Source organism: Roseibium sp. (assembly GCF_025698965.1).
Taxonomy (GTDB): Bacteria; Pseudomonadota; Alphaproteobacteria; order Rhizobiales; family Stappiaceae; genus Roseibium.
This window is the reverse complement of the sequence record NZ_JAILWL010000549.1, coordinates 1-4,008: the sequence shown is the minus strand read 5'-3', so window position 1 is coordinate 4,008 and position 4,008 is coordinate 1. Positions and strand designations below refer to the sequence as shown.

At 54.9% G+C, this 4,008-nt stretch carries 4 protein-coding genes and 1 pseudogene; all 5 read left to right on the top strand.

Annotated features, from left to right (window positions below):
* Positions 1 to 593, top strand: a pseudogene (locus tag K5905_RS29175) (RDD family protein); the annotation flags it as partial.
* A gap of 4 nt (positions 594 to 597) precedes the next feature.
* Entirely contained in the window at positions 598 to 1,398 is an 801-nt protein-coding gene (locus K5905_RS29170; RefSeq protein WP_297591023.1) for a hypothetical protein, read from the top strand.
* Positions 1,399 to 1,615: 217 nt separating this feature from the next.
* Complete coding sequence (locus K5905_RS29165) at positions 1,616 to 2,389, top strand: hypothetical protein (RefSeq protein WP_297591021.1); 774 nt, start codon at positions 1,616 to 1,618, stop codon at positions 2,387 to 2,389.
* 166 nt (positions 2,390 to 2,555) lie between these two features.
* Entirely contained in the window at positions 2,556 to 3,218 is a 663-nt protein-coding gene (gene ccmA / locus K5905_RS29160) for a heme ABC exporter ATP-binding protein CcmA (RefSeq protein WP_297591024.1), read from the top strand.
* Positions 3,215 to 3,886 carry a heme exporter protein CcmB gene (gene ccmB, locus K5905_RS29155; protein ID WP_297591019.1) on the top strand — a complete coding sequence of 224 codons (672 nt, stop codon included), beginning with the start codon at positions 3,215 to 3,217 and terminating at the stop codon, positions 3,884 to 3,886. The genes ccmA and ccmB overlap by 4 nt, the downstream gene beginning before the upstream one ends.
* The last annotated feature ends 122 nt before the right edge of the window (positions 3,887 to 4,008 follow it).

Sequence of the window (4,008 nt, the reverse complement as noted above, 5' to 3'; positions counted from 1 at the left end):
ACGATGGCGGACCGCTGACTGCCCACGCGCTTGTCCTGCGCAACCTGATGAAAGAGGCGGAAATCTTCCTGCCCGCGACGTTGCTTCTGACGTTGGATTCAGCATCTCCACTTGCATCGTTCGCTTCACTTGCCTGGATCGTTGCCGGGTTGCTGGTCCCAATTCTGGATCGATACCGCCGCCGGCTTGGAGACATGATGGCCGGCACACATGTCATCCACTTGCCCGTTCCGGTCCTTCTCAAGGACCTGGCCACGGACACGCCCGTCGTTACCGAGGACAGAAAGAAATTCATCTTTCTAGCCCACCAGCTTGACCACTACGGCGCCTACGAGCTGCAAACCCTTGAAACTCTGTTGCGCGCGCAAGGGACACAGCCCGCGACCGGCATGTCCGATAAGCGAAACGCGACGGTCGAAGCGATTGTGGAGAAAATTCGCAAGAAAATCGGTTATGCGAATCCGGTCCAGCCGGCAGACAGATTGCGGTTCCTGCAGGCTTTCTACAATGCTCAACGAGAGCATCTAGAGCAACGCCAGCTGTTCGGCGACAGGCGCGAAAACAAGCACTATGCGAAAGAAGAAGAAAGATAACTGGGTGCTCAATAAGAACCAAATCAATCAAACCGGCTTTGAGGTCGACCTTCCGAAAATTCCGCTCAAGGCCGGTTCGATCATTGCCGAGAGCTTTCCAATATTCTTCAGATGTTTCAGTGTTATTCTGATCTTGGGTTACATACCAACAGCGCTTGGACTAGCCGGAAGCAGCTTGCTTATCGGTACAAATGCCGCGCTTGGACTGGAAGAGGCAAAGTTCGTCACACCGGGTGACACCATCAACTTTATTTCAGCAATGGTTTTGGAATTTGTCGTCGCCTCCGTGACAACCGCCTTGCTGGTTCAGCTTGCCTATGATGCAAAGCTTCGCAGAACTCTGCATTTCAAACGATACATTTTGCCAACACTGAAGGCCTTTCTTCCGATTGCCGTACTTGGACTCATTGTGAGTGTTCTTTCTGTCCTCGGAATAATCGCCCTGATCATTCCGGGTCTCTGGATTTCCGCAGTTTTCATAGCGGTTCCGCCAGCCATTGTTATTGAACGGAAGGGGTTTGCTGCCTTGGCTCGCAGCGTACAGCTCACCAGGGGATACAGATGGCCAATCGCATTGGTGTTGGTGATGGCAATTGTCTGGTCAATTGCGTTTGAGTTCTTTGGCCAGTTTTTGGTTGGTCTTGTCGATTTTGAAGATGGCGTCTCACTTAGAGCAACTGTTTATTCTGTAGTTTCGACTGTTGGGGTTGGCTGGCCGGCAATCCTTACTGCCCTGACCTATGCCAGGCTGCGTGAGATCAAGGAAGGCATCAGCGTCGATCAGATCGCTGAGGTATTCGAGTAATGAGCCATTAACCTGTCTGGCAAGATTTCCGGGTTGTTTCAAAATTCAGGGTCTTTCACTTGCTTGTTCGGTCTCCACAATCCATGGTCGCGGACAATCGAATTTTATGCTTAGAATTCACGGCCTTTGCAAAACTGCCCGGGCTTGCAGCCCAACAGAATTTTAATGAAGACCAACCTTTTGTAGCGTCATAGTTCTACTCAAATGGAGCAACTGAATGTCTGATACGACTGCAGCTCATGCGAAGCCATCGCTTGGTGTCGGTGCCATTATCGGTGAAAGCTTTTCGATCCTGTTCAAGTACTTTGTTCAGGTCATCATCATCGGTTTCGTGCCAAGCCTCATCGGCATCCTGATCAGCGGTGCGCTGATCGGCTTTGATGCCACGCTTGGGGGAGAGCCGGAACTGAACGATGCCAGTAGCGGCATTGCCTTTGGTCTGACCCTGATTGTCGATATCGTCGTCTACACCATCACAACGGCATTGCTGATACAGCTGGCCTATGACGCAAAGCTTCAGCGTCCGGTGCAGCTGACCCGCTATTTCGGACCCGCATTGAGTGCGGTGGTTCCGCTAGCTATCCTGAGCATCGTCGCCGCCATTCTCACCGGTCTGGCCTCGATTGCATTCATCGTTCCAGGCCTTTGGGTGTATGCGGTTTTCTCGGTCATGGCACCGTCTGTCGTAATCGAACGCGCCGGATTGGGAGGGCTTGGCCGCAGCGCCGGTCTGACCAAGGAATACCGCTGGCCAATTGTCGGTGCGATTATCCTGATCATTGTCTGTTCCATACTCATCAACGTCGTCGCAACTTTCCTGATCGGTCTCATTGGTTCGGCCGGAGGCGTAGTTCTGGCGGCGATCCTGTTCGCGGTTTTGATGACCGTCGGAACCGGCCTCGGCAGTATTCTGATCGCTCTCATCTACGCGCGTTTGCGAGAAATCAAGGAAGGCGTCAGCGTCGACCAGATTGCGGCGGTGTTTGACTAAAGGCTGCGTTGGAGCGCGGTGCATCGTCACCGCGTTCCGGCATGTTTTCCGAATGTTTCAAAGCGTGTGGTCCGTTTGACAAAAATTAAGGCAGCCGAATTCGCTTGCATGATAGCAGTCCTGCCAACTAACAAGATCAACACACACTGTCCTCCGGAGCATTCCGCTGAAACTGATTGCACATAACCTGACCATCGACCGTGGCGGCCGCCGGGTTTTTCAGGATCTGTCTTTTTCCCTGGACCAGGGGTGCGCTTTGGTCGTGACCGGCGCCAACGGTATCGGCAAGTCTTCGCTCTTGCGCACTCTGGCCGGACTGGTGCCACTTGCGAAGGGCGACATGAAGCTGGAGGGCGGTGAAGACGAAAAGCTGCCGCAGGAACAATCCCATTACTTTGGCCATCAGGATGCGGTCAAACCGGCATTGTCCGTCCTGGAAAATCTGCGTTTCTGGCAAAGCTTTGCCGCATCCTCGGTAACAAGTGCATTTTCTGGCAACACAATGTCACCGCCGGAAGTACTTGAGACCCTTGGCATCGGCCACACTGCACATTTACCGGCAGCTTACCTTTCAGCCGGCCAGAAGCGCCGCCTGTCTCTGTCCCGTCTTCTGGTAACACCGCGCCCGATCTGGCTGATGGATGAACCGACATCGGCACTCGACAAGGCTTCAGAAGCACAATTGCTGAGCTTGATGAACGATCACCTGTCCTCGGGTGGCATGATCGTGACGGCAACTCATAACGATCTCGCCCTCGACACGATCAAGGTGCTGCATCTACAGGCAAGCGACCCGGTGTCGCAAACGCCCGAGGAGGCCTTGTTATGACCGGCTGGGCTCTTGCACTTTTTCAACGCGACCTGCGCCTTTCGGTTCGCGTCGGCGGCAGCGCCCTTGTCGGCGTGCTCTTCTTCCTGGCTGTCGTCACAGTGATCCCATTTGGGGTTGGTCCCGACCTCAATCTCCTGGCACGCATCGGTCCGGCAATTCTCTGGATCGGCGCCCTTCTGGCCACGCTGCTCGGCCTCGACCGCCTGTTTCAGGCAGACAGGGACGACGGCACGCTGGATCTGATGCTGATGGCCGGACGGCCGCTTGAACTGGTTGTCCTGATCAAATGCCTGGCCCACTGGATTGCAACCGGGCTGCCACTCGTCGTGGCCGCCCCGCTTCTGGCAATCTTCCTCAATCTCGACCCTGTTGCCATGGGCGCAGTCACGCTGACCCTTCTGGTCGGTACACCGGCTCTGACACTGATCGGCGCAATTGGCGCCTCACTCACAGTCTCGCTCCGACGGGGTGGTCTGCTTCTTGCCGTTCTGGTAGTGCCATTGGCGATCCCTGTCCTGATTTTCGGAGTGAGCGCGGCCGACGCCGCGATCCATGACCCTGTCCCGTTCATGACCCCGTTTCTGATCTTGTGCGCGCTGTCGCTGATTGCGGCTGTGGTTGGTCCGGTTGCATCTGCCACTGCCTTGCGGTTCGCGGCGGACTAGTTGTGAGTTCTGAGGAGGTTGTTCATCCGGATTGAAAGCCTGAAGGTGTTTGTCGCCAAACTCTCACCGGAAGGTTTCAAGGATGAACAACCCACACAAGAATGCCCGAACGACGCCGCTTG